This window comes from Azospirillum sp. B21, from assembly GCF_008364825.1.
Lineage (GTDB): Bacteria > Pseudomonadota > Alphaproteobacteria > Azospirillales > Azospirillaceae > Azospirillum.
Map to the genome: position 1 here is coordinate 32,328 of NZ_VTTO01000010.1, position 20,535 is coordinate 52,862.

General features: G+C 66.5%; 18 protein-coding genes. 13 read left to right on the forward strand and 5 right to left on the reverse strand.

What is annotated here, in order from left to right:
• Positions 1-25: 25 nt before the first annotated feature.
• Entirely contained in the window at positions 26-352 is a 327-nt protein-coding gene (locus FZ983_RS21965; protein ID WP_149225620.1) for an antibiotic biosynthesis monooxygenase, read from the reverse strand.
• Between the two features lie 217 nt (positions 353-569).
• Here FZ983_RS21965 and FZ983_RS21970 point away from each other — a divergent pair, with 217 nt between their 5' ends.
• The gene (locus FZ983_RS21970; protein ID WP_149225621.1) at positions 570-3,584 is read left to right on the forward strand and encodes an MASE3 domain-containing protein; all 3,015 of its coding nucleotides are present in this window, start codon (positions 570-572) and stop codon (positions 3,582-3,584) included.
• A 63-nt stretch (positions 3,585-3,647) separates the two neighbouring features.
• On the opposite strand, the gene FZ983_RS21975 is transcribed toward FZ983_RS21970, so the two are convergent.
• On the reverse strand, positions 3,648-4,757 hold the full coding sequence (locus FZ983_RS21975) for a branched-chain amino acid ABC transporter substrate-binding protein (RefSeq protein WP_149225622.1): 1,110 nt from the start codon (positions 4,755-4,757) through the stop codon (positions 3,648-3,650).
• A 242-nt stretch (positions 4,758-4,999) separates the two neighbouring features.
• Here FZ983_RS21975 and FZ983_RS21980 point away from each other — a divergent pair, with 242 nt between their 5' ends.
• From FZ983_RS21980 to FZ983_RS22015, 8 genes are all read left to right on the forward strand, one after another.
• Complete coding sequence (locus tag FZ983_RS21980; protein ID WP_149225623.1) at positions 5,000-5,812, forward strand: IclR family transcriptional regulator; 813 nt, start codon at positions 5,000-5,002, stop codon at positions 5,810-5,812.
• A complete protein-coding gene (locus FZ983_RS21985; RefSeq protein ID WP_149225624.1) occupies positions 5,797-6,822 on the forward strand; it encodes a 2-dehydro-3-deoxygalactonokinase in 1,026 nt (341 codons plus the stop codon). The genes FZ983_RS21980 and FZ983_RS21985 overlap by 16 nt, the downstream gene beginning before the upstream one ends.
• Positions 6,819-7,472, forward strand: a complete 654-nt coding sequence (locus FZ983_RS21990; RefSeq protein WP_149225625.1) for a 2-dehydro-3-deoxy-6-phosphogalactonate aldolase — start codon at positions 6,819-6,821, stop codon at positions 7,470-7,472. The genes FZ983_RS21985 and FZ983_RS21990 overlap by 4 nt, the downstream gene beginning before the upstream one ends.
• A 64-nt stretch (positions 7,473-7,536) precedes the next feature.
• On the forward strand, positions 7,537-8,526 hold the full coding sequence (locus tag FZ983_RS21995; RefSeq protein ID WP_149225626.1) for a tripartite tricarboxylate transporter substrate binding protein: 990 nt from the start codon (positions 7,537-7,539) through the stop codon (positions 8,524-8,526).
• Between the two features lie 68 nt (positions 8,527-8,594).
• Positions 8,595-9,119, forward strand: coding sequence for a tripartite tricarboxylate transporter TctB family protein (locus FZ983_RS22000; protein ID WP_149225627.1), 525 nt, complete (start codon positions 8,595-8,597; stop codon positions 9,117-9,119).
• Positions 9,120-9,170: 51 nt separating this feature from the next.
• A complete protein-coding gene (locus FZ983_RS22005) occupies positions 9,171-10,697 on the forward strand; it encodes a tripartite tricarboxylate transporter permease (protein WP_149225628.1) in 1,527 nt (508 codons plus the stop codon).
• Between the two features lie 18 nt (positions 10,698-10,715).
• Entirely contained in the window at positions 10,716-11,492 is a 777-nt protein-coding gene (locus tag FZ983_RS22010) for an SDR family NAD(P)-dependent oxidoreductase (protein WP_149225629.1), read from the forward strand.
• 80 nt (positions 11,493-11,572) lie between these two features.
• Positions 11,573-12,478: an MBL fold metallo-hydrolase gene (locus tag FZ983_RS22015; RefSeq protein WP_149225630.1), complete on the forward strand. Its 906-nt coding sequence runs from the start codon at positions 11,573-11,575 to the stop codon at positions 12,476-12,478.
• Positions 12,479-12,583: 105 nt separating this feature from the next.
• Here the strand turns inward: FZ983_RS22015 and FZ983_RS22020 are convergent, their stop codons facing one another.
• Positions 12,584-12,964 carry a tautomerase family protein gene (locus tag FZ983_RS22020; RefSeq protein ID WP_149225631.1) on the reverse strand — a complete coding sequence of 127 codons (381 nt, stop codon included), beginning with the start codon at positions 12,962-12,964 and terminating at the stop codon, positions 12,584-12,586.
• 97 nt (positions 12,965-13,061) lie between these two features.
• Here FZ983_RS22020 and FZ983_RS22025 point away from each other — a divergent pair, with 97 nt between their 5' ends.
• Entirely contained in the window at positions 13,062-13,916 is an 855-nt protein-coding gene (locus FZ983_RS22025; protein ID WP_247883907.1) for a LysR family transcriptional regulator, read from the forward strand.
• Positions 13,917-13,990: 74 nt separating this feature from the next.
• On the opposite strand, the gene acnB is transcribed toward FZ983_RS22025, so the two are convergent.
• Positions 13,991-16,582 (reverse strand): bifunctional aconitate hydratase 2/2-methylisocitrate dehydratase, encoded by a 2,592-nt coding sequence (gene acnB, locus FZ983_RS22030; RefSeq protein ID WP_149225633.1) that lies wholly within the window; start codon positions 16,580-16,582, stop codon positions 13,991-13,993.
• Positions 16,583-16,784: 202 nt separating this feature from the next.
• Positions 16,785-17,291, reverse strand: coding sequence for a ribonuclease E activity regulator RraA (gene rraA / locus FZ983_RS22035; protein WP_149225634.1), 507 nt, complete (start codon positions 17,289-17,291; stop codon positions 16,785-16,787).
• A gap of 203 nt (positions 17,292-17,494) precedes the next feature.
• Between rraA and FZ983_RS22040 the strand changes: the two genes are divergently transcribed.
• The 3 genes from FZ983_RS22040 (at position 17,495) to FZ983_RS22050 (ending at position 20,523) form a co-directional block, all read left to right on the forward strand.
• A complete protein-coding gene (locus FZ983_RS22040; RefSeq protein ID WP_149225635.1) occupies positions 17,495-17,869 on the forward strand; it encodes a hypothetical protein in 375 nt (124 codons plus the stop codon).
• Between the two features lie 487 nt (positions 17,870-18,356).
• A complete protein-coding gene (locus FZ983_RS22045) occupies positions 18,357-19,298 on the forward strand; it encodes a DMT family transporter (protein ID WP_149225636.1) in 942 nt (313 codons plus the stop codon).
• Positions 19,291-20,523, forward strand: coding sequence for a radical SAM protein (locus FZ983_RS22050; protein WP_149225637.1), 1,233 nt, complete (start codon positions 19,291-19,293; stop codon positions 20,521-20,523). The genes FZ983_RS22045 and FZ983_RS22050 overlap by 8 nt, the downstream gene beginning before the upstream one ends.
• The last annotated feature ends 12 nt before the right edge of the window (positions 20,524-20,535 follow it).

Genomic DNA, 20,535 nt, shown 5'->3' on the forward strand with positions numbered 1-20,535 from the left:
AATGGTGTGGCGGACCGATATGCGTTCAGGCGTCCGGATTGCGCGGCACGGTCTGGATGACTTCGAACCCTTCGAACTCCGGCGGCCCGACATACAGGGGTTTGCTGGTGCCGGCTTTGCCGTGGGCGGCGCGGAAGGCCTCCGACCGCGTCCAATCCTGGAACGCGGCTTCCGAGTCCCAGACGGTGTGGGAGGAGTAAAGCCTGTATTCGTCCCGGTCGGGTCCGCGCAGCATGTGGAATTCCACGAATCCCGGAACCTTGTGCAGATGGACCTCACGGTTCAGCCAGACCTCTTCGAAATCCTGTTCCGCCCCGTGGCGGACCTTGAAGCGGTTCATCGCGATGAACATGCGGTTTCCCTTCCCGGCATTGTCGATAAGCACGGCCTTGGCCTCGACCTTGACCAGGATAGAGGTTGGGGCCGCCGCCCGGCAATCAACCCGGCCTGAGGCCGACAGTCTTCCCGAATGCTTACGATCCGTTAATGCAAAGAAGCTCTAATATGAGAAAAGAAGTATGATGGCTGCCGGCCGGATCGACCGAGCACGCAGCCCCCGGGGGAACGGCATGACCGGAACAAGCGTAGCGCAGACGGAGGCGGATAGGGTCCGCTGCAAGCCGCCCGGCACCATTGCGACCATTCTCACCCTGGCCGTTCCCTTCCTGCTGGTCCTCGAAGCGACGTGGCTGACCGGCCCGGTCGATCTTGCCCATTACCTGCCTCTTCACACCTTCTTCGAGATCTTCGCCATCGCCGTGGCTGCCCTGGTCTTTGCGATCGGCTGGCATTCCCACACGGACGAAACGCCGCCGGCCCTGCTGGCCCTGTCCACCGGCTTTCTCGGGGTGGCGCTGCTCGATTTCGGGCATTTGATGTCCTATGCGGGCATGCCCGATTTCCTCACCCCGTCGGGGCCGGAGAAGGCCATCGCCTTCTGGCTCGCCGCCCGTGGGATGGCGGCGGCTGCACTCCTGCTCGCTGCCGTCCTGCCCTGGCGTCCCGGATCGGCGGCTCTGCGCTATCCGCTGATCGGTGCGGTGCTTGCGATCACCGCTGCCGTCTTCTGGGTCGTGCTGTGGCATCCCGCTCTGCTGCCGCGCACCTTCATTGCCGGCGAAGGGTTGACGCCGTTCAAGATCGGGTTTGAATACGGGCTGGTCCTGCTCTACGCCGGCGCCGCCCTGATCTTCCACAGGCGCCGGCGGGAGGCCCGCACGCTGGACGTCCACCGCATGGTGATCGCCGCCATCGCCATCGCGATGAGCGAACTCTGCTTCACGCTCTACTTCAGCGTCTACGACCTCGCCAACGTGGCCGGTCACATCTACAAGGTCATCGGTTATTGGTGCCTGTACCGGGCCGTGTTCGTCACCGCGGTCCATCACCCCTACGAGGCACTGCACCGGTCTGAGCGCGACTTGTGGCGGGAGAAGGAGCGGGCGCGCGTCACCCTGCTGTCGATCGGCGACGGGCTGATCGCGACGGACACCGCCGGTCGCGTGACCCTGATGAACCCGGTGGCCGAGCGGCTGACCGGTTGGAGCGGCGGCGAGGCGGTCGGCCGTCCGGTGACCGACGTCTTCGACATCGAGAATGCCGAAACCGGAGAGCGGGTTCCGGTGCCGGTCCAGCAGGTGTTGGAGAATGGCCAGCTGGTCGGGCTCGCCAACCATACGGTGCTGGTGGCGCGCGGCGGAGGCCGCAGCCACATCGCCGACATGGCCTCGCCGATCCGCGACCGCGACGGGACGCTGCACGGCGTGGTCATGGTCTTCCAGGACGTGACCGAAACCTATGCCAGCCGGGAGGCGCTGAAAGACAGCCTGTCGCTCAACACCGGCATTCTGGAAAGCGCGGCCTGCGGCATCATTGCCACCACGCTGGACGGCATCATCCGCGTCTTCAACCGCGAAGCGGAGCGGATCTTCGGCTATCCGGCCGACGAGATGGTCGGCACGGCGTCCCTGCCGCGTCTTTACGATGGGGAGGAGCTTCGCGCCCATGCCGACCGGATTGCCGCGGAGCTAGGGCGCGCGGCACCTGCGGGCTTCGAAGTGCTGGTCGCCCGCACCCGCGACGGCGGCCTGCCCGATTCCGGCGAATGGACCGGACTGCGGAAGGACGGCGACCGCGTCGCCCTTTCCGCCGCCACCAGCGTTCTGCGCGACAGCGGTGGGGCGGTGCGGGGCTATCTGACCGTGGTGATGGACGTCACCGAGAGGAAGCGGGCGGAACGGCAGATCGAAAGCCTCGCCTACTACGACCCGCTGACCAACCTGCCAAATCGCCGCCTGCTCCTGGAACAGCTGGACAGCCAGCTGCGCACGGCACGGCAGAACGGACGGTGCGGCGCCTTGATGTTCCTCGACCTCGACGACTTCAAGGGGCTGAACGACGCCCGCGGCCATGTCGCCGGCGATACGCTGCTGCGCGAACTGGCGGCCCGGCTGAACGCCACCCTGCGCCGGGACGATCTGGTCAGCCGCCTGAGCGGAGACGAGTTCGTCATCCTGCTGCCCGACCTGGGCGAGAGGCCGGAGGAAGCCTCAGAGGTTGCGTGGCGTGTGGCGGAGAAGCTACGGCTGGCCGTTGCCCAGCCCTTCCGCCTGGACCGTTATGAACACAGCATCTTCGCCAGTATCGGCCTGACCGTCTTCCCCAAGACGGCGGAGGAAACGGTGGAGGACCTGCTGAAACAGGCCGACACCGCCATGTATGCCGCCAAGGACGGCGGACGGAACACCATTCGCGATTATGACCCGGCGATGCTGGTGGACGCCCAGGCTCGCCTGGCGCTGCAGCAGGATCTGCGCAAGGCGGTGGATGCCGGAGAGTTCACGCTGTTCCTGCAGCCGCAGACCAGCGCCGACGGCACCCTGGTCGCGGCCGAGGCGCTGATCCGCTGGCAGCATCCGCAGCGCGGCTTCGTGGCGCCCGGTGCCTTCATCGCGGTGGCCGAGGAATCGGGCCTGATCCTGCCGCTGGGCGACTGGATCCTGATGGAAGCCTGTCATGTCCTGCGCCGTCTGGCCGATGCCGGCAGCGACTGCCACCTGTCCGTCAACATCAGCCCGCGCCAGTTCCGCCAGAAGAATTTCTGTGCCGGCGTGATCGCCGCGGTCCGCGCCAGCCGCATCGACCCGCGCCTGCTGACGCTGGAGATCACCGAAGGAATCGCCATCGGCGACTGCGCCGACACGGTCGCCAAGATGTCGGAACTGGCGGCGGTCGGGATATCCTTCTCGCTGGACGATTTCGGCACCGGCTTCTCGTCGCTGTCCTACCTGAAACAGCTGCCGGTGGGAGAGCTGAAGATCGACCGTTCCTTCGTCCAGGATGTGGACCGCAACAGCCACAACGCCGTGCTGGTGGAAACCATGCTGTCGATCGCCAGCCGGCTTGGATTGAAGGCGGTGGCGGAGGGGGTGGAAACCGCGGCGGAGCGGGATTTCCTGCGCGACCACGGCTGCGCGATCTTCCAGGGCTACTATTTCGACCGGCCGATGCCCGTCGACGACTTCATGCGCAAATACGTGGTCCCGGCAGAGCGGACAATCATCGAGGAGCCGGCGCTCGCCTGAATCCATGACGCGTGAACCGGCGGGGGGAAGCCACTTCAGCCTCCCCCCGAACCGGCATCCCGGTTACTTCTGGGCGATCATCTTGGGCTGGCCGTTGCTCCACTCATACATCACGTAGTTCGGCTTGGTGATGTCGCCCTTCTTGTCGAACTCGACCGGGCCGACGACGGTGTCGTAGCTGCCGGAATGCAGCGCGGTCGACAGCTTCTTCCCGTCGGGGCTGCCGGCCTTCTGCAGGCCCTGCGCGATCACCTGCACCGCGGCGTAGCTGTAGAAGGCGAAGTTGCCCGGTTCCGGCAGGCCGGCCGCCTTGAAGGAGGCGATCAGTTCCTGCGCCTTGGGATCGCTGGCGGCCGACGGGCTGTCGGTGTACAGCGTGCCCTCGCCCGCCTGACCGGTGATCGACCAGTATTCCTGGTTGTTCAGGCCGTCGCCGGCGATGAACTGCGGCTTCAGCCCCTGCTCCTGCGCCTGACGAACGATCAGCCCCAGTTCCGGGTGGTAGCCGCCGTAATAGACGGCGTCGATCTTCTTGTCCTTCAGGCTGGTGATCAGCGCCGAGAAGTCGCGCTCGCCGGCCGTGACGGAACCGCGGTAGGCGACCTTGCCGCCGGACTTCTCCAGCGTCTCGACCACGACGTCGGCCAGCCCCTTGCCGTAGGCCTGCTTGTCGTCGAGCACCGCGACGTTCTTGCCCTTGAAGGTCTCGGCCAGATACTTGCCGGCGACCACGCCCTGCTGGTCGTCGCGACCGCAGACGCGGAAGATGTTCGGGTGGCCCTTGGAGGTCAGCAGCGGGTTGGTGGCGGTCGGGGTGACCATCACCACGCCTTCCTCCTGGTAGACGTCGGCCGCCGGGATGCTGGCACCGGAGCACAGATGGCCGACCACCGCCGCGACCTGATCGCGGACGAACTGGTTGGCGACCGCCACCGCCTGGCGCGGGTCGCAGGCATCGTCACCCACCTTCAGCACCAGCTTCTGGCCCAGCACGCCGCCCTTGGCGTTGATGTCCGCGACCGCCTGCTTGGCGCCGTACACCGACTGCTCGCCCAGCGCCGCCACCGGACCGGTGGTCGCCGTGCCGAGTCCGATGACGATGTCCGCCTGCGCCGTGCCGAAGCCGGCCAGCAGTGCCGTCGCGCTGACGAAGGAAAGGACGGTGAGACGCATTTTATTTCTCCTGGGATGACCATTTTGCGCCGGTCCACAACCGACGGCCCCGGCACATTCCCATTTCTGACCCATGCGACAGGATTTTGAAAGCGCGATCATGGGTGTCGCAGCGCTTCGATCGCCCCCGCGACCGTTCGTCGCCCTCCGCAAAATGTCCCACTATTTGGAAACATACGAAACTATTTGACACACTTCGAGACATACGCGAGCATTCGAAAAACAACGGTAACAAACAAATCATGGGCGGAATCATCCAAGCGACCGAGCAGGAGGCGGAAACCGGCAAGCCGCAGGGCACCGGAACCCAAACCCTGCTGCGCGGACTGGCTTTGCTGGAATGCGTGGCCGCCGGCGTCGGCGACGTAAAGGGAATCGCGGCCCGGCTGGGCACCCCGCGCAGCACCACCCACCGCATGCTCGTCAGCCTCGTGGCGGAAGGGTATCTCCATCACATCCCCTACAAGGGCTATCTGCTGGGCCCGAAGCTGATCCAGCTGGGGATGAAGGCGCTCGAACAGCGCCCCCTGGTCGCCGTCGCCCGCCCGCATATCGAGGCGCTGGCACAGGCCACCGGCGACACCGTCCATCTCGGCGTCGAGGACAAGGGCGAGGTCTTCTATCTCGACAAGATTCCCGGCACCCGGGGGCTGGAGATGCGGTCCCGCACCGGACAGCGCATGCCCATCGCCTCCACCGGACTGGGCAAGGCGCTGATGCTGGGCATGGTGCCTGCGCGCTGGATGGCGCTGCACGCGCTGCTCAGTTCCCCCGACGCGCCGGCCGACCGGCCGCGTCCCGCAGATTGGCCGCAGTTCGAAAAGCAGATGAACGACTATGTCGCCCAGGGTTGGGCGAAGGATTTGGAAGAGAACGAACTCGGCATCCGTTGCGTCTCCGCACCGGTGCGCGACGGCCGGAATCTGGTGGTGGCGGCGATCAGCGTCGCCAGCGCCGTCCCCTACATGCCTGACGACCGCATGGCCACTCTGGGACCGCTGGTCCGTGCCACGGCGGACGCGATATCCAAGGATCTGGGATGGATCGCACCATGACCTCCTCCGCCGACTCCCCCACCGAACCGGCGCTGATCGCGCTGGATTGGGGAACGTCGAGCCTGCGCGGCTTCCTGATGGACGGCGGCGCGCGCGTGCTTGCCGAACGGGCGTCCGCCCACGGCATCCAGAACCTGCCGCAGCCCGGCCTCGCCGGATTCGACGCAGCGTTGGCCGCCCTCTGCGGGGACTGGCTGGACGCGCATCCCGGCTTGCCGGTCGTGGCCGGCGGCATGGTCGGCAGTGCCCAGGGCTGGGTCGAGGCGCCCTATGTCGCCACCCCGGCCGACGCGACGACCCTGGCCGACCGGGCGGCGCGGGTGGAGACGGCGGCCGGCCGCCGCATCCTGATCGCCCCCGGCGTCCTGCACGATCCGGCCGGCGCGCCCCCCGACGTGATGCGGGGGGAGGAAATCCAGATCGCCGGTGCGCTGGCCGAGAATGCCGACTGGGCGCGGAACGCCTGCATCGCCATGCCCGGCACCCATTCCAAGTGGGTCCGCGTCGCCGATGGGCGCATCACCGCCTTCTCCTCCTACATGACTGGCGAGCTGTTTGCGGTCCTGAAGACCCATTCGCTGCTCGGCCGCCTGATGCCCGCCGACCGCGAGGCATCGCCCGAGGATGAGGCGGCGGCCTTCGCCGTCGGCATCCGCGCCGCGCAGTCCGCCGGTCCCGGCGACCTGCCCCACCAGCTGTTCGCGACCCGCACGCTGGGCCTGACCCGGCGCATGCCGGCCGAGGCGCTGGCGCATTACCTGTCGGGCCTGCTGATCGGGCACGAGCTGCGCTCCGGCCTCGCTTTGCTGGCGGAGATGCCGGCGGGCACGCCGCTGCTGCTGATCGGCGCCCCGGCTCTCTGCAGCCGCTACGGCCGCGGGCTCGCGGCGTTCGGCGTCACACCGGCGGCACAGCTGGGCAATACCGCCCCGCGCGGTCTGTTCCAGTTCGCCGCCGCGGCCGGGCTGCTTGCCACCGGCACCACCCCCAGCACGATGAGCGCGCCATGACCGAGCTTTCGCTTTCCGCACGCTTCGATGCCGCTTTCTCCGCCCTGCCGCTGGTCGCGATCCTGCGCGGCCTGACCCCGGCGGAGGCGGTTCCGGTGGCGGCGGCACTCTACGAGGCGGGGTTCCGGCTGATCGAGGTGCCGCTGAACTCGCCCGATCCCTTCGACAGCATCGCCGCCATCCGCCGGGCCCTGCCCTCCGACGCTCTGGTCGGGGCCGGCACGGTGCTGACGCTGGACGCCGTGGACCGGCTGTCCGCCATCGGCGCCGATCTGGTGGTGATGCCGCATGCCGACACCGCGATCATCCGTGCCGCGAAATCGCGCTCGATGGTCTGCACTCCCGGCGTCGCCACCGCCACGGAGGCCTTCGCTGCGCTCGCCGCCGGGGCCGACGCACTGAAGCTGTTCCCGGCCGAGCAGATCGCCCCTCCCGTGGTGAAGGCCCTGCGCGCGGTGATCCCGCACAGCGTGCGGCTGCTGCCGGTCGGCGGCATCACGCCCGACACCATGCAGCCCTTCCGCACCGCCGGCGCCTCCGGTTTCGGCCTGGGTTCGGCGCTCTACAGCCCCGGCCTGCCGGTGACGGAAATCTCAATCCGCGCCAAGCGCTTCGCCCAGGCCTGGGCGGAGGGCACGTCCGGGCGCTGACCCCCTTTCCCATCGTCGCCTTTCAACGACCGGCGCACAAGCCGGCACACCCAGAGGGAATGCCATGAAGGTCTCTACCCGCCTGACCCGTACCGTTCTGACGGCCGGCCTGTCCGCCGGCATGCTGTTCGCCGGAGCCGCGACCATCACGGGCGGCGCCCTGGCCGCCGAGTATCCGGCGAAGCCAGTCGAGCTGATCGTCCCCTATGCCGCCGGCGGCGGCACCGACCTCGTCGCCCGCGCCTTCGCCGATGCGGCCAAGAAGCAGCTGCCGCAGTCGATGGGCGTGGTGAACAAGACCGGCGGCGGCGGCGCCGTCGGCCTGACCGAGATCATGGCCGCCCGTCCCGACGGCTACAAGATCGGCATGGGCACGGTGGAAATCACCCTGCTGCCGCATATGGGCGTCGCCCGTTTCACGGTGGACGACTTCACCCCGATCGCCCGCCTGAACGCGGAGCCTAGCGCCATCACCGTCAAGGCCGACGCGCCTTGGAAGACCGTGGAAGAGTTTCTGGAGCATGCCAAGGCCAACCCCGGCAAGGTGCGCATCGGCAACTCCGGCACCGGCGCCATCTGGCACCTCGCGGCCGAAGCGCTGGAGGAGAAGACCGGCACGACCTTCAACCATGTGCCCTTCGACGGCGCCAACCCGGCCGTGACCTCGCTGCTGGGCGGCCATATCGAAGCGGTGTCGGTCAGCCCCGCCGAGGTGTCGAGCCAGCTCGCCGCCGGCCAGCTGCGCATGCTCGCCGTCATGGCCGAGCAGCGCAGCAAGACCTTCCCCGACGTGCCGACGCTGAAAGAGAAGGGCGTCGACCTGTCCGTCGCCACCTGGCGCGGCATCGTGGTGCCGAAGAAGACGCCGGCCGCGGTGGTCGACACCCTGCGCACCGCCAGCAAGGCCGCGGCGGAAGACCAGGCCTTCCGTGACCAGCTGGCCAAGATGAACCTGACCTGGGCCTATGCCGACGGTCCGGAGTTCGGTCAGGTCATGCAGAAGGACAATGCCTTCTTCAAGGATCTGATGACCAAGCTGGGCATGGCGAAGTAACGCCGGACCGACGCCGTTCCCGGCGGTCCGCCGCCGGGAACGCCTTCATCGGTTGAGGAGACCGGACCATGAGCAACCCGCCCGCAGGGGGCGAAGGCCCCGGCTTTGGCAATGCCATGCCTATGACCACGAAGATCGCCAACCTCGTGATCGCCGTCGTGCTGATCGCCATCGCAGCCTCGGCCATCGCTGCGACCGGCGATTTCCCCAAGAGCATGCTGGCGGCCGACGTGGGCTCCGCCCGCTTCCCGATTATCCATGCCGGCGCGCTGATCGTGCTGTGCCTGATCCTGATCGCCAACACGCTGCGCGCGCCCACCGCCCCGGCGGCAACCGGAGAGGCGCCGGTCGGGATCGCCGGCTACGCGGGGGTCGCCTTGGGCATGCTGGCGACTGCAGCCTGCATCGCCGCCATGGAGTATGTCGGCTATGGCATCGCCACCGCCGTCTACATGGCCGTGATCATGGCGCTGATGGGGCAGCGCAACCCGCTTTGGAACCCGGTGCTGGCGGTCGGCGTGACGGCGCTGGTCTATGGCGTCTTCCACTATGCGCTGCAGGTGCCGTTGCCGGTGGGGAGCCTGTTTGAATGACCATCCCCGCCCTTTTCATGGCCGCACCATACGTCGTGGAGGACCGCCGCCATGCATGAACTCGATCTTCTGATGAACGGCTTCGTCACGCTGGCGTCGAACCCGCTGGCGCTGCTTCTGGCGCTGGTCGGCGTCGCGCTCGGCATCTTCATCGGCGCCTTGCCCGGTCTGACGGCGACCATGGGGGTCGCCATCCTGCTGCCCTTCACCTTCGGCATGGACCCGGTGTCCGGCCTGCTGATGATCTCCGGGGTCTTCTTCGGCGGCGTCTATGGCGGGTCGGTGACGGCGATCCTGCTGCGCATTCCCGGCACCCCGGCTGCCGCCGCCACGGCGATGGACGGATTCGAGCTGACCAGGAAGGGCATGGCCGGCGTGGCGCTGGGCACTGCGACCTTGTCCTCCTTCCTCGGCGGCACCGCCAGCATCATCGTCCTGATCTTCCTCGCCCCAATCCTGGCCGGCTTCGCGCTGAAGTTCAGCGCGTCGGAAAGCTTCGCGCTCGCCGTGTTCGGGTTGAGCATCATCGCGAGCATTTCCGGCCGTTCGGTCATCAAGGGGTTGATCGCCGGCTTCCTGGGACTGCTGATCGCCACGGTCGGCATGGACCCGATGGACGGGTTCCCCCGCTTCACCGGCGGCTACACCGAGCTGTTCAACGTCCCCTTCATTCCGGTGATGATCGGCCTGTTCGCCGCCGCCGAAGCCTTCAAGACGCTGGAGGACCCGAAGGTTCGCCTGGGCATGGCCGCGGCGCTGGGCCGCATCATTCCGGAATGGGCGACCTTCCGCCGCCTTCTGGGCACGGTGGCACGCTCCACCGGCCTTGGCGTGGCGATCGGCATCATCCCCGGTGCCGGCGCCGACATCGCCGCCTATGTCGCCTACAACGAGGCCAAGCGGTTCAGCAAGACGCCGGAGAATTACGGCAAGGGCGAACTGGCCGGCGTCGCCGCCTGCGAATCCGGCGCCAACGGCTGCACCGGTGGCGCGCTTCTGACCATGTTGACGCTGGGCATTCCCGGCGACGCCGTCACCGCGGTGATGCTGGGCGCACTGACGCTGCAGGGGCTGCAGCCCGGACCGCTGCTGTTCAAGGAACATGCGGAACTGGTGTTCACCCTGTTCGCGGGCATGCTGTTCTGCTACGTCGCCATGCTGGTGATCGGGCTGGGGTCGCTGCGTTTCATGGGTCGCGTCCTGCAGATGCCGAAATCGGTGCTGACGCCGGTTATTCTACTCCTGTGCATCGTCGGCACCTATGCCATCAACAACAGCCTGTTCGACATCGGCATCATGCTGGCAGCCGGTGTTGCCGGCTACTTCATGCAGAAGTGGGACTTCCCTGCCTCGCCGGTGGTGCTGGCGCTGATCATGGGCCCGATGGCGGAGGCCAACTTCCGCCGCGCCCTGTCGCTTTCGGGCGGAAGCTACGACTTCCTCTACACCCGGCCGATCACCGTCGTGCTGCTGACCATCGCCATCCTGACCCTGTTCCTGCCGCTGGTGAAGCGCTGGCGCAGCCATAGGGCGGAAACGCGGCAAACGGGCGCCGCCAGTTCCCTGAATCAAGCCTGATCATAAGGAAAGACAGTCATGTTCGACGATCTGAAGGGCCGCCGCGTCCTGATCACCGGTTCGACCCAGGGGATCGGTCTGGCCGCGGCGCAGGCCTTCGCCCGCCACGGCGCCAGGGTCGGCATCAACGGCCGCAAGGCGCCGGCCGATCTCGACGCGACCCTCAAGGCGATGGAATCCGCGGGTGGCGAGGCGTCCTTCTTCGCCGGGGATCTGTGCAGCAGCGCCGCCTGCAAGGCCGTGGTGGACGCCTTCGTCGAGCGGTTCGGCGGCATCGACGTGCTGATCAACAACGCCGGCGGTCTGGTCGCCCGCAAGCCGCTGGAGGAGATCGACGACGAGTTCTTCGACGCGGTGACCGACCTGAACGCCCGGTCCGCCCTGATGACCACCAAGCATGCCCTGCCCCATCTGCGCCAGTCGGCCAAGGACAGCGGGCAGACGGCATCGGTGATCCTGGTCGGGTCGGTTGCCGGCTACACTGGCGGCGGACCGGGCGCCGGTCTGTACGGCGCGGCCAAGGCGTGGCTGCACAACATCCAGAAGAACTGGGTCGCCTTCCACACCAAGGAGGGCATCCGCTTCAACACCGTGTCGCCGGGCACCTTCGACACCGCCTTCCATGCCGACAAGGACGAGGCCGCCAAGGCCCGCGTGTCGACCGGCATCCCGATGGGCCGCTTCGGCAAGCCGGAGGAATGCGCCCCGACCTTCCTGTTCTTCGCCTCCCATGGCTGCTCGGGCTACATCACCGGGCAGGTTCTGGACGTGAACGGCGGCCAGTTCATGCCGTAAAGCGGCTTAACGGCAGGGGGCTGCAGGACAAGCGCCGTTTCCCGCTGTTGTCGGAAGACACGGGCGGGAAAGGGACGACCATGGCCAGGCAGATTCCCCTGTCGGAGGACAGCAGCGCGATCGATCCGGCGCTCGACGCGCTCCGCAACGACCACACGCACGAAATCGCGCCAGACCTTGCCTATCGGCGGCTCGGCATCGTCAATGTGGTGTTCTGGGGTCCGCCGGGCGCCGGCGACCGCGAATGGGTGCTGATCGATGCCGGGCTGATGGGCACCAAGGGCTTCATCCGCGCCGCGGCGGCCGAACGGTTCGGCCGCGACTCCCGCCCCGCCGCCATCGTCATGACCCACGGCCATTTCGACCATGTCGGCGTGCTGGAGGATCTGGCGGAGGAGTGGGATGCCCCGGTCTACGCCCACCCGCTGGAACACCCCTATCTGAACGGTCAGGCCGCCTACCCGCCCGGCGATCCATCGGTTGGCGGTGGAGCGATGGCGGCGCTGGCGCGCTTCTACCCTCGCAAGCCGGTGGATGTCGGATCGCGCCTGCGGGCGTTGCCGGAAGACGGGTCGGTGCCGGTCATGCCGGGCTGGCGCTGGGTCCACACGCCGGGACACAGCGTCGGCCATGTCTCCTTCTGGCGGGAGAGCGACCGCTCGATGATCGTCGGCGACGCCTTCGTCACCACGGGGCAGGAATCGGCCTATGCCGTCGCCGTGCAGCGGGCGGAAATGCACGGCCCGCCGATGTATTTCACCGTCGAATGGGACAAGGCGCGCGAGTCCGTCGCCCGCCTTGCCGCACTGGAACCGGAACTGGTGATCACCGGCCACGGCGAACCGATGCGGGGGGCGGAAATGCGTGCCGCCCTGCACCGGTTGGCGGACGAGTTCGACCGCATCGCCATTCCGCGCCAGGGCATTTACCTGGAAAAGCCGGCCCGGGCGGAGGACGGGACCGCCTATTGCGGACCGGAGGGGTAAGTTTATGTGCTTGGAATGAATGCACCAGGGCACACTGCCCTGGCTTTCACGTGATCAGCCGCGGCAGGCGCCCAGATTGCCTGATCCAAGGCGCTGGTCCTCGCCTCAGGCGTACTGCGCAACGCCATTGCCGAGCGACCAGTTCTCCTTCGCCACTTCGACGATGTTGACGAAAACGTCCTGCGGCCGAATGCCGGGGTCTTCGCCGAGCAGTTCCACGATCCGCGCGAACAAAGCCTTTTTCTGTTCCACGGTGCGGGTGTTGTTCGCCGTGATCTGGATGTATACGAGGTCATCTCCTCGCGATACCTCAAGATAAGATGAACTGTAGCGGAAGTTCACTGCATCGTGTTCGGTGATGGTCATGAACTGATCATCTTCCGGCACATTGAAGGTTTCGTGCATCGCGCGGGAAAGGGCATCGAAGATTGCCTTCCGGTAGGCCTCAGACTTTCCAGCGCGCAGGGAGATGTGAAGGAGCGGCATCGTATTTCCTTTCCATGATGTCGTCGTTGACAATAGCCGTGGCGCAGTCATTTCCATATGATATGATTTACTATTTCTAACATAATGATTGGATATGATGGACCAACCTCTCGACCTCGATGCGGTTCGGGCCTTCGTGCGCATCGCCGAACTGGAGAGCTTTACCCGCGCGGCCGAAGCCATGCGGACGACGCAAGCCGCGGTCAGCCTGAAGCTGAAACGCCTAGAAGACAGACTGGGATGCCGCCTTTTCGAGCGGACGCCGCGGTATGTCCAGTTGTCACCACGCGGTGCAGCCTTTCTCGATCACGCTCGCGACCTGCTGGAGGCGCATGATCGCGCGCTCGCCTCGCTGAGTGAGGGGCGCCAGCGCATCGCCATCGGCATCAGCGATCATGTGGCGGGGCCGGAGCTTCCCGCCCTGATTGCCCGGATGAACGCGCAGGATCCGCAGTTGGTGATCGAAATCCGGATCGGATCGTCGGGGGACCTGCTGCAGAGCTTCGACCGACGGGAACTCGACACCGTGATCGTCCGCCTGCATGCGGGGCGCAACGACGGCCAACTCCTCACCGAAGAACAATTCGGCTGGTTCGCAGCGCCAAGCTGGCAGCATCGGGCGGACGAACCTCTGCCAATCGCCACAATGGCCGAGCCCTGTGGAGTGCGGGCGCTGGCAGGGCAGCTTCTTGACGCCGCAGGTGTGTCTTGGACGGAAATTTTCGTCGGCGGCGGCGTGACCGCGGTGGCGGCGGCCGTCACGGCCGGGCTCGGCGTCGCGGCGTTGTCCCCGCGCATGGTGCCATTCGGTGCCGTCGATGTCGGCCCTAGACTTGGTCTTCCGGCCTTGCCGCGCCTGCCCGTGATTTTGCACACGAGGGTGAAGGATGGACGACCGCGCGAGGCGCTCGCCGGACTGGCAGCCGCGTTCAGGAGTGCGGTGCGAGGCTGATGCTCCCACAAATGAAAAACCCCCGCCGGATCGCTCCGGCGGGGGTTTTCGTCACTGACCGCTGCGTCCGGCTATCAGGCCGGGACGGCAACCTTATCGGCGACTTCCTGGAAAGCCGGGATCTGGTCGAAGTTCATGTAGCGGTAGACGTCGGCGGCGGCCTTGTTCACCACGCCTACCTGGGCCAGATACTCCTCGTTGGTCGGGATCTTGCCCAGCAGCGCCGCGACGGCGGCCAGTTCGGCCGACGACAGATAGACGCGGGTGTCGATGCCCAGACGGTTCGGGAAGTTGCGGGTCGAGGTCGAGATGGCGGTCGAACCCTTGCGGACCTGAGCCTGGTTGCCCATGCACAGCGAGCAGCCCGGCATCTCCATGCGGGCGCCGGCCTTGCCGAGCGTGGCGTAATAGCCTTCCTCGGTCAGCATCATCGCGTCCATCTTCGTCGGCGGGGCGATCCACAGACGGGTCGGGATGTCCGACTTGCCGTTTAGGATCTTCCCCGCGGCGCGGAAGTGGCCGATGTTGGTCATGCAAGAGCCGATGAACACCTCGTCGATCTTGTCGCCGGCGACCTCGGACAGCGTCTTCACGTCGTCCGGATCGTTCGGGCAGGCCAGGATCGGCTCCTTGATGTCGGCCAGATCGATCTCGATGACCGCGGCATACTCGGCGTCGGCGTCCGGCTTCAACAGCTGCGGATCGGCGATCCACGCCTCCATCGCCTTGATGCGGCGCTCCAGGGTGCGCGCGTCGGCGTACCCGTTGGCGATCATCCACTTCATCAGCGTGATGTTGGAGGTCATGTACTCGATGATCGGCTCCTTGTTCAGGAGCACGGTGCAGCCCGCCGCCGAGCGCTCGGCCGAGGCGTCGGTCAGCTCGAACGCCTGCTCGACCTTCAGATCCGGCAGACCTTCGATCTCCAGCACGCGGCCGGAGAAGATGTTCTTCTTGCCCTTCTTCTCGACCGTCAGCAGGCCGGCCTTGATCGCGTAGAGCGGGATGGCGTTGACGAGGTCACGCAGGGTGACGCCCGGCTGCATTTCGCCCTTGAAGCGGACCAGAACCGATTCCGGCATGTCCAGCGGCATGACGCCGGTGGCGGCGGCGAAGGCGACCAGGCCGGAGCCGGCCGGGAAGCTGATGCCGATCGGGAAGCGGGTGTGGCTGTCGCCGCCGGTGCCGACGGTGTCCGGCAGCAGCAGGCGGTTCAGCCAGGAGTGGATGACGCCGTCGCCCGGACGCAGCGCGACGCCGCCGCGGGTGGAGATGAAGTCCGGCAGCTCGTGGTGCATCTTCACGTCCACCAGCTTCGGATAAGCGGCGGTGTGGCAGAAGGACTGCATCACGAGGTCGGCCGAGAAGCCCAGGCAGGCCAGGTCCTTCAGCTCGTCGCGGGTCATCGGGCCGGTGGTGTCCTGCGACCCCACCGTGGTCATCTTCGGCTCGCAATAGGTGCCGGGACGGACGCCCTTGCCTTCCGGCAGACCGCAGGCGCGGCCGACCATCTTCTGGGCCAGCGTGAAGCCCTTGCCGGTGTCGGCCGGGGATGCCGACTGGCGGAACAGGGTCGACGGGGCCAGCCCCAGAGCCTCGCGGGCACGGGCGGTCAGGCCGCGGCCGATGATCAGCGGGATGCGGCCGCCGGCACGCACCTCGTCGAAGATCACCTCGGACTTGACGGTGAACTCGGCGATGACCTCGCCGTTCTTCAGGGCCTTGCCCTCATAGGGGCGCAGCTCGATGACGTCGCCCATCTCCATCTTGTTGACGTCCAACTCGATGGGCAGGGCGCCGGCGTCTTCCATGGTGTTGTAGAAGATCGGGGCGATCTTGGTGCCGAGGCAGACGCCGCCGAAGCGCTTGTTCGGGACGAACGGGATGTCCTCGCCGGTGAACCACAGCACCGAGTTGGTGGCGGACTTGCGCGAGGAGCCGGTGCCGACCACGTCGCCGACATAGGCGATCAGGTTGCCCTTCTTCTTCAGTTCTTCCAGCTGCTTGGTCGGGCCGCGCTGGCCCGGCTCGTCCGCCTCGATGCCCGGACGCGGGTTCTTCAGCATGGCGAGCGCGTGCAGCGGGATGTCCGGGCGGCTCCAGGCGTCCGGGGCCGGCGACAGGTCGTCGGTGTTGGTCTCGCCCGACACCTTGAAGACCGTCAGCGTCATCGACGCCGGGACTTCCGGACGCGAGGTGAACCACTCCGCATCGGCCCAGGACTGCAGCACCGCCTTGGCGTTGGCGTTGCCCTTGTCGGCCAGTTCCTTGACGTCGTGGAAGAAGTCGAAGACCAGCAGGGTCTTCTTCAGGCCTTCCGCGGCGGCGGCGCCGCATTCGGCGTCCGACAGCAGGTCGATCAGCGGCTGGACGTTGAAGCCGCCGAGCATGGTGCCCAGCAGTTCGGTGGCCTTCACCTTGGAGATCAGCGGCGAGCTGTCGACGCCCTTGGCGACGGCGGCCAGGAAGCCGGCCTTGACGCGGGCGGCATCATCGACGCCGGCCGGAACGCGGTGGGTGATGAGGTCGAGGAGGAACGCCTCCTCGCCCGCCGGCGGCGCCTTCAGCAGGTCGATCAGTTCCGACGTCTGCTTCGCGGTGAGGGGCAGGGCCGGGATTCCGAGGGCGGCGCGTTCGGCCGCGTGCTGGCGGTAGGCTTCGAGCACGGCAGGGTTCCTCATAAATGAAAGGCCGGCCCGTGGATGGGAACCGTGAGACGGCCCGCTTGAACTCAGGTCGGGTTTATATGCCCGCTTAAGTGAAAGTGCAAGGGGGCGCCCCGCTTACGTGAAGCGGACAGGACGAAATGGCCTCTGCTTCTGCACTGGTATTACCGGTGCTTGGTATGACCACTTCTTTCCCCTGGCTTTATTTCAGCGCGGCGGCCTGCTCAGGCGTCAGGACGACGATGCCGTCCTCATCGGCGAACAGGATGTCGCCCGGCTGGATGACCGCGCCCGGCAACTCAACGGCCACATCGACCAGCCCCTGGTCGCGCCGGGTCGAGGCGCGCGGGATCGACGCCAGCGCCTTGATGCCCAGCGGCAGGGTCGCCAGTTCCGCCACGTCGCGGACGCAGCCCCAGATCACCACCCCGGCCCAGCCGTTCTTGACCGCGGAGGCGGCGATCATGTCGCCCATCAGGGCGCAGCGCAGGCTGCCGGCGCCGTCCACCACCAGGATGCAGCCGGCGCCGGGTGTCGCCAGCAGTTCCTTGACGCGGGAGTTGTCCTCCAGGCACTTGACGGTGACGACCTCGCCGCTGAAGCGGGTGACGGCGCCGAAGTCGCGGAAGCCCGGCAGGACATAACGGGCGGCGTCCTTGTAGCGGTCGAACAGGTCGCAGGTGGGGACGAAATTCTGGCCGGTGGACATGGCTTGCGGCTCCGCAGCGTCGACGTTGCAGGGATTTCTCCCCCACCTCTTGCGCCAAAGGCGAGCGGGAGGCAAGGCCCGCAATCGGCCGCTGCCGCCGGCCGGCGATCATGCCGCAGCAGGCTCGCCCAACGTGCAATCGTCCGGCCGGCGATGCGCACCCATATTCGAACGAGTGCAAAGAGAAAGAACGGTATCCCATTATGAAAGCGCTGAAGATCCCGGCCGCTGCGGCGGCCGGCGCGCTGACCCTTCTGCTCGCCGCCTGCGGGTCCATCGCTCCGCCACCGGTCGCCACCCCCGACCCCGCCGTGCTGGCCGCGCTGGACCGCAACGCCTCGAACAGCTGCAACCCGTCGGTGGCATCCGTCCTGACCGGGGCCCGCATCCCGGCCTCGGACATCCGCGGACTCAGCTATGGCATCTACCGCGACGAGTTCCGCGACATCATCGTCCGCTGGGATGCCTGGGTCTACCTGAACAGCCAGCCGGGGGCGGTGGTGGTTACGGTCGACGAGGACTGCCGGCCGATCCAGATCTATGCCCGTGACGGAGCGAAACTGCCGGGAGGACGCTGAATTCCCGTCCGATGGCCCCATTGCGTTGCCGCCTCGCCCACCGGCAGGTGGCTCTACGGGAATGACTTCGGTCTGCATGTCATCGCCGCCGAATCTCTGACCTGTCTTAACTTTGGCACGCCGAGAATTTGCGGCCCTGGATTTCATAACCCCTGCCTAATCGCTTCGCCTTCTAAGCTTTAACTGAGAAAGTTCTTCATACAATCATATGCTTTACTTCGGCTGTTCATATTTTACCTTGACGCATGAATTCGATGTGAGCTAACCACAATCCCATGATCTGTTTGTGGTCATGCTGATCATTCCAGCCTGCGCTCCGCATCGCCTCGATCCGTTCGTCAGCCGATTTTCGTGGATAGCCACCGGCCTTCCGTGATGACGGCTTGCGCCCCGGTGCCGCGATGCGGAGGGAGCAGGCCGCGGAACGGGAACGGCCACATCGGAAAATGGAGCCACGTCAGGGGGAAACATGACGGAGCAGGGGTCCATGCGCGCGGTCGGCATGGCCGCGATCTTCTTGGCTGCCATCCTGTTCGGTGCCGCAGGCGCGGCAGCGAAGGTGCTGTTCGTCTCCGACGTGTCGCCGCTGGACCTGACGGCGATCCGCAGTTTCGTGGCCTGCGCCGTCCTGGGGCCGATCATGGTCCTCCTGCCGGGCCGGCCGTTCCACGTTCCACCTGCCGCCCGACCGATGACGGTGGCCGCGGGCGTCATGTTCGTCGTCGTGAACGCCACCTTCTATTTGGCGATCGACATGATGAACGTCGCGGCGGCCATCACGCTGGAATACACATCGCCCTTCTTCGTGCTGGTGCTCGGCGCGCTTCTCGGCACCCGGCGCATCGGCGTGCGCGATTGCGCGATCGTCACGCTCAGCCTTGTCGGCTGCTTCCTCCTGACGGGCGGCGGCGGCGAATGGGTCAGGCTTTCCTCCGGTCTGGGCGTCGGGCTCGCCTGCGGGTTCGCCTTTGCCGTCTTCAACATGATCGGCAACGCCTGCAAATCGCGGGGCATCGGCGCCACGGCGCTGACCTTCTGGAATTTCGCAATTTCTTCGCTGATCTGGGTCGCCGCCCTGCCCTTCCTCGGGGTGCACAGGCTGGAACCGACGGCGGAGATGATGGCCTATATCGGATTCATCGCGGTGGTCGCCACCATCCTGCCCTATTGGCTGCTTCTGTTCGGCCTGCGCCATGTCGATGCGCTGCCGGCGACTGTGATCGGGTTGCTCGACCCGCTGGCGGCCGGTCTCATGGCTTATGTCCTGCTGGGAGAAACGCTGACCCCCGCCAACATGGCGGGCATCGCGCTCGTCTCCCTTTCCGTCATCCTCGTGACGCTTTCGGAACGGCAGACGAGCCGCGCGCCGGCCAAGCCGCCCCGCAGCCCCGCCGAAGGCGTCCCTCAGTTGGAGGCAAACAATGGTTGATACCCCGGCGCCCGCGGCCTCGCCGCTCGATCATCTCCGCATCGAACCGGATCTGGATCGGCGCAGCCTCCCCCATATCCGGGCGGCGGGAAAGCGGCTGGAGGATCTGTGGGCGAAAGGAACCGATCACTGCCCGAGCCTGATCGGCGCCGCGGCGGCCGGCGGGCGGATGATCCATCTGGACCTGGACCTGACCGGCGAATGCACCCTGAAGTGCTTCTACTGCGACCGCACACCCGACCGCTACAACGGCGTCCCCAACCGGCAGGAACTGACCACCGAGGAGCGCAAGGACATCATCCGGCAGGCACGGGCGCTCGGAGCCACGACGGTGGAATTCCCCGGTGCCGGCGAGCCGATGCTGGATCCTGGATTCTGGGAGATCGTCGAGTTCATCCATGACCTGGGCATGACCAGCGTGGTCTTCACCAGCGGCTATCATCTGGACGAGGCGGCGGCTGACCGGCTGTACGATCTGGATGCGACCATCTTCCTGAAATACAACAACATCGACACGATCGTGCAGGACCGCATGGTCGGTCTCCGCGGCTATGGCGAGAAGGCGCACGAGGCGATGCGCATCCTGCTTGCCCGCGGCTTCAACCGGACCATTCCCACCCGGCTGGCGATCGACGTCGTCGTCACGCCGAAATACCACGATCTGGATGGCGTCGCCGACCTGTTCCGCTGGTGCCGGGACAACAATGTCCACAGCTATATCGTCACCCTCATTCCTGAAGGCATGGCCGACCATAAGTCGATCCTGCTTGAACGCAACCGGGCCGACGAGCTGATCGAACTGATGCGGACCATCGACGAGAAGGAATATGGATTCATTTATGAACCCAGCCGGCCCATGGGCGGTGGATACCGCTGCCGGCAGGTGAATTGCGGGCTGTTCGTCAATCTTTTCGGCGAGGTCTACGACTGCAACGGGCTTTCCCGCCTGATCGGCCACGCACGCACGGATTCGCTCGAGGCGATCTGGAACTCCGCCTATGCGCGCCATGTGCGGCAACCGGACCAGGATGGCTTCTGTCTGGTGCGCGAACGGCAGTGGGAGGGGCGGGACCTATCGGCGATGGACCGCAAGCTGGAGGATTATCACCGTTGGCAGGCCGCCAATGCTCCGGACGACATCGTCGAACGTGCGAAGGAGATGGTAGGGGTCGGCCGCATCGAACTCGCCCGGACCGGTGCGGTTCCGGTCGGTGCGGACACCTGATCGATGGCGGCC

What these genes read in the sequence shown, in the direction of transcription:
- FZ983_RS21965 (WP_149225620.1), bottom strand. Translation starts at nt 352, where the DNA reads ATGTTCATCGCGATGAACCGCTTCAAGGTCCGCCACGGGGCGGAACAG.
- FZ983_RS22050 (WP_149225637.1), top strand. Translation starts at nt 19,291, where the DNA reads ATGGTTGATACCCCGGCGCCCGCGGCCTCGCCGCTCGATCATCTCCGC.
- FZ983_RS22015 (WP_149225630.1), top strand. Translation starts at nt 11,573, where the DNA reads ATGGCCAGGCAGATTCCCCTGTCGGAGGACAGCAGCGCGATCGATCCG.
- FZ983_RS22005 (WP_149225628.1), top strand. Translation starts at nt 9,171, where the DNA reads ATGCATGAACTCGATCTTCTGATGAACGGCTTCGTCACGCTGGCGTCG.
- FZ983_RS21995 (WP_149225626.1), top strand. Translation starts at nt 7,537, where the DNA reads ATGAAGGTCTCTACCCGCCTGACCCGTACCGTTCTGACGGCCGGCCTG.
- FZ983_RS21970 (WP_149225621.1), top strand. Translation starts at nt 570, where the DNA reads ATGACCGGAACAAGCGTAGCGCAGACGGAGGCGGATAGGGTCCGCTGC.
- FZ983_RS21975 (WP_149225622.1), bottom strand. Translation starts at nt 4,757, where the DNA reads ATGCGTCTCACCGTCCTTTCCTTCGTCAGCGCGACGGCACTGCTGGCC.
- rraA (WP_149225634.1), bottom strand. Translation starts at nt 17,291, where the DNA reads ATGTCCACCGGCCAGAATTTCGTCCCCACCTGCGACCTGTTCGACCGC.
- FZ983_RS22020 (WP_149225631.1), bottom strand. Translation starts at nt 12,964, where the DNA reads ATGCCGCTCCTTCACATCTCCCTGCGCGCTGGAAAGTCTGAGGCCTAC.
- FZ983_RS22010 (WP_149225629.1), top strand. Translation starts at nt 10,716, where the DNA reads ATGTTCGACGATCTGAAGGGCCGCCGCGTCCTGATCACCGGTTCGACC.
- FZ983_RS21990 (WP_149225625.1), top strand. Translation starts at nt 6,819, where the DNA reads ATGACCGAGCTTTCGCTTTCCGCACGCTTCGATGCCGCTTTCTCCGCC.
- FZ983_RS22000 (WP_149225627.1), top strand. Translation starts at nt 8,595, where the DNA reads ATGAGCAACCCGCCCGCAGGGGGCGAAGGCCCCGGCTTTGGCAATGCC.
- FZ983_RS22040 (WP_149225635.1), top strand. Translation starts at nt 17,495, where the DNA reads ATGAAAGCGCTGAAGATCCCGGCCGCTGCGGCGGCCGGCGCGCTGACC.
- FZ983_RS21985 (WP_149225624.1), top strand. Translation starts at nt 5,797, where the DNA reads ATGGATCGCACCATGACCTCCTCCGCCGACTCCCCCACCGAACCGGCG.
- FZ983_RS21980 (WP_149225623.1), top strand. Translation starts at nt 5,000, where the DNA reads ATGGGCGGAATCATCCAAGCGACCGAGCAGGAGGCGGAAACCGGCAAG.
- FZ983_RS22025 (WP_247883907.1), top strand. Translation starts at nt 13,062, where the DNA reads ATGGACCAACCTCTCGACCTCGATGCGGTTCGGGCCTTCGTGCGCATC.
- FZ983_RS22045 (WP_149225636.1), top strand. Translation starts at nt 18,357, where the DNA reads ATGCGCGCGGTCGGCATGGCCGCGATCTTCTTGGCTGCCATCCTGTTC.